The 4,005-nt window shown below is 38.6% G+C and carries 5 protein-coding genes; all 5 read left to right on the top strand.

The features are described from left to right. Positions 1-432 (top strand): iron-containing alcohol dehydrogenase (locus tag IJS99_07940; GenBank protein ID MBQ7561746.1); only part of this gene is annotated, 432 nt, incomplete at its 5' end. Positions 433-640: 208 nt separating this feature from the next. Next, positions 641-847, top strand: coding sequence for a hypothetical protein (locus IJS99_07935; protein ID MBQ7561745.1), 207 nt, complete (start codon positions 641-643; stop codon positions 845-847). Between the two features lie 157 nt (positions 848-1,004). Further along, positions 1,005-2,249 carry a radical SAM protein gene (locus tag IJS99_07930; GenBank protein ID MBQ7561744.1) on the top strand — a complete coding sequence of 415 codons (1,245 nt, stop codon included), beginning with the start codon at positions 1,005-1,007 and terminating at the stop codon, positions 2,247-2,249. Between the two features lie 38 nt (positions 2,250-2,287). Next, positions 2,288-3,661 (top strand): FibroRumin system radical SAM peptide maturase, encoded by a 1,374-nt coding sequence (locus IJS99_07925; protein ID MBQ7561743.1) that lies wholly within the window; start codon positions 2,288-2,290, stop codon positions 3,659-3,661. Between the two features lie 102 nt (positions 3,662-3,763). Next, the coding region (locus tag IJS99_07920) for a hypothetical protein (protein MBQ7561742.1) at positions 3,764-4,005 on the top strand (242 nt) is incomplete at its 3' end.

Genomic DNA, 4,005 nt, shown 5'->3' with positions numbered 1-4,005 from the left:
GAGGGAATGGCTTTAGGTCAGTATATCGCAGGTATGGGCTTCTCCAACGTAGGCTTGGGCATAGTCCACAGCATGGCTCATGGTCTAAGCGCACTCTATGATACCCCTCATGGTGTAGCTTGTGCGATAATCCTGCCCTATGGTCTTGAATATAATGCTCCGGCAGCAGGTAAACGCTATCGTGCAGTCGGTAAGGCAATGGGAGTTGAAGGCATTGACTCAATGAGCGATGATGACGCAGCTAAAGCAACTATTGCAGCAGTGAAAAAACTCTCGGCAGATGTAGGAATCCCGGCGGACCTTAAGGGAATTCTCAAAGAGGAAGACATTCAGTTCTTATCTGATAGTGCCTTTGCTGATGCGTGCTGTCCCGGCAATCCCAGAGATACGAACGTTGAGGAGATTAAAGCATTATATCGCAGCATGATGTAAATATTCACACTTTACGGCCCGGAGCAAAATCCGGGTCATTTTTTTTTTTTGCATTCAAACATGACGCATTAAGAGTGAATAAAAAAATTTCCGGCTCTGCGAAGGTTTGCAATATGTGAGAAAAAATAAACTTGTTGACAGAGAAAAAAAAATAGTAAAATTTTAAACACGTACTTAGTTATTATAGTTATTAAAGGAGGTGTTGAACTTGAAGCCTGATACTCAGAGCTATGCGAAATTATTTTCTTACGGATTGAATTGCGAGCGTCCCATAGGCGGCAATTGTGTAGGTAACTGCAGAGTCCTTGACAATAAATTGCTTTCATGCGGATTTGACTGCGAGCGTCCCATAGGCGGTAATTGTGTGGGTAACTGTCGAGTCTTTGACAATACTGCAGCGTCACTTGTGTGGTAATAATTAAGAATTTCGGGGCTGTCTGTAAAGTTCTCCAGCAGCCTTGCTTAATAGTAATGACATGAATATAAACATGCACGATAAAATAATAAATATCCCATTGAACAAAAAGTATTCATTTCCTGAGAATTTATGTCCTATAAGTTACGGAGGCTTTATGCTCGTAATATCTCCTGATTCAGGCAAATGGATAGTGCTAGATTCTCAGAGTCAGATAAATATTTTCAAGGCTTTTATGAACGGCATGAATTTAAGTGAAGTCCTTGAAAAATTCAGCAGTGAAATTAACGAAGTCAAAAGCGTTGTGACTCAGATCGAGGGAAGGGGCATGGCACAAAAATATTTGCTCCCTGATGATGAAGAATCTTTCAATCTCAGGTTATATCTAACTAATAATTGCAATCTTCGCTGTAATCATTGCTTCATGTATGCTTCATCGGCTCTTGAGAATGAACTTACTTTTGATGAAATATGCTCGCTTCTGGAGAATGCCCGGCGTTACGGGTGCAGAAAAATTATCTTGACGGGCGGTGAAGTTCTGATGAGAAAAGATTTTAATGACATCATTAAAATTTCGGCATCACTGGGGCTTTACGTTCAGGTTCTCACAAATGGAACTCTATGGGACGAAACCAGAGTTGCGAAATTAAGTCCGTATATTAACGAGATACAAATCAGCGTTGACGGCTTCGATGAGCAGAGCAACTCGGAAATTCGCGGCAGAAATGCGTTTATCCCGGCAATGAATACTCTTGAATCTTTCCTGAAGTATCCTGATATATTAACTATTGCAGTGATTACGCCTTCTTATGACGGCTTAGAGCAGCATATCATTGAGTATAAAGAATTTGCGAAAAGACTTGCCGATAAAAATATTCTGGTCTTGATACAAAAAGAGCTTCTGGACGGCAGGAATTTAATAGCAGATACTGAACGCAATAAAAAACTTGAAGATTCTGTAAATAAAATCTACAGCGAAATTTACCCTAACAGCGAGTTAACTTCGTTTATAAACACCCACAGGGGCAATAATATATTAAGGGGCTGCGGCTGGGGAAATCTGACGGTGAGTGCTTCAGGAGACGTATATTTTTGCGGACGGGTACACGATGTCAGAAAATATGCTAATATCAGGACAAATAATTTTGATGACATAATGACCATTCGAAAATTAGTACGTCAAAGATCATTTGTCGACTATCTTCAACCATGCTGTAATTGCGAGCTTAAATATATTTGCGGAGGAGGCTGCAGGGTTAAGAATTTCCCGGACATCGTCAAAGCAGATATAAAAGATTTTTCACTCGAAACTTTTACTAGCACCAGAAAGATAAAATGTTCCGGAGAATATAAAGAGAAATTTTATAGGCTCATGATTGAATCGAATTCTTTTCTCATTTAATTTAAATTTAAGTTTATTGATCGGAGTAATGATAATCAATGAAACTCTCTGAATACGCAAAAATTTTTCACTTTCAAGTTGATATTGATGAAGTCGATAAAGTTAGTAAAGATAAAAATATTTATTCGTACTATCACAGTTTAAGAATGATCCCTGTATACTTAAACGAAGACGAACATAAAGCACTTCAGGACGGACGATTTGGGGAACTTCCAGACAGCTTAATTGAATCCCTCAGGGAGTGCCGCATACTTGTTGATAATGACGAGAAAGATTTAATACACAATGTGCGCAGGCTGATCCCGAAGCCGTATATATGTATTGCGTATTTTATCTTGACTGAACAGTGTAATCTAGCATGTAAGTATTGTTTTCTTGGCAACGCGTCATGCGGGCATAAAATCACTGATTATCATATGAGCCGTGAGATAGCAGAAAAAGCCCTGTTATTCTTCGCTGAACAGACAGCCCAACAGCATGAAAATTTTAACAGCGAGAAAAATATTATTTTCTACGGTGGAGAACCTTTATTGAATTTCAACGTGCTTAAATTTATTGTCGAGAAATCACGAGAACTTCAGAACGATAAAATCATAACTGAGAATTTGACTTTTTCAGTTGTAACAAACGGAATGTTATTAGACTCAAAGATAATATCTTTTCTCAGGGAGAATAACATAAACGTCTCTATATCCCTCGACGGAGCAGGGGAGGCAGCAAACTCTTCACGAATTGACAGAAACGGCCGAAGCATATATCAAAGACTTATTGATAAAATCGGACTCGCCGTTAATATGGGACTTGATATAAGTCTTTCAGTGACTCTGACAGAAAATACTATCAAAGAAATGAATGAATTAATTAATCTGTTGCAAAGACTTGGGATAAAATCACTATGCTTTAATATTTTGAATAACTTGAAAGATTTTAGGGTCAGTGATGATTATTACGCGAATGCGACAAGATTTATATGCGAATTTTACCGGCGGACTCGAACACTTGGAATATATGAAGAAAGATTATCCAGAAAACTGAAATCATTTGCGAGTCAGAAAATATATTTTGCAGACTGCGCGGCTGCTTCAGGTAATCAGATAGTAATAACACCTGACGGCGGAGTAGGCATCTGTCAGGGCTGTACGGAGAATAGAGAACACTTCTTTACGAATATTAATAATAATCAAAGCGATTTATCATGTAACGAAAATATAAAACTGTGGAGCAGATTAAGCCCCGTATTCAAAGAAGAATGCAGAACATGTGAGGCACTGGGAATTTGCGGCGGAGGTTGTCCGATTAATGCAGATTCTTTAGGGGCAATTGACAGGGCGTTTTGTACACATGCAAAGATGACTCTCGAATTTTTGATACGCGAATTATTTTATGTCATGAAAAATGAAAAAATTAAATGATTATTATATTATTTTATCGCTTTCTTTTAGGAAGTGATTTGCTTGACAGATTTAACAAAACATATCGGTAATCATAAAATACTGCGTGATTTTTTTCTGGTCATGGCAGGCTCTCTTGCCTTAATGATTTTCTTTGCATGGTTCAACGCTAATGTTCTCTTAGAGTTCTTTGCTGATTCACTCGGTGGCGGGACGACTCTTGTGTTATGGCTCGTAATTCTTGCTGTAGCTGGTATTTCTGCCTTCATTATCAGGCAGGGTATTTGGCGCATGAAGTTTCACACTGCAATAACTCTTCTCGTTATATACGCAGTAATCACCGGTCTTGCATTCTCGGCTTTGCT

The organism is Synergistaceae bacterium (assembly GCA_017444345.1).
GTDB lineage: Bacteria > Synergistota > Synergistia > Synergistales > Aminobacteriaceae > JAFUXM01.
The sequence above is the reverse complement of the archived record's forward strand: the minus strand, read 5'-3'. Positions and strand labels throughout refer to the sequence as shown.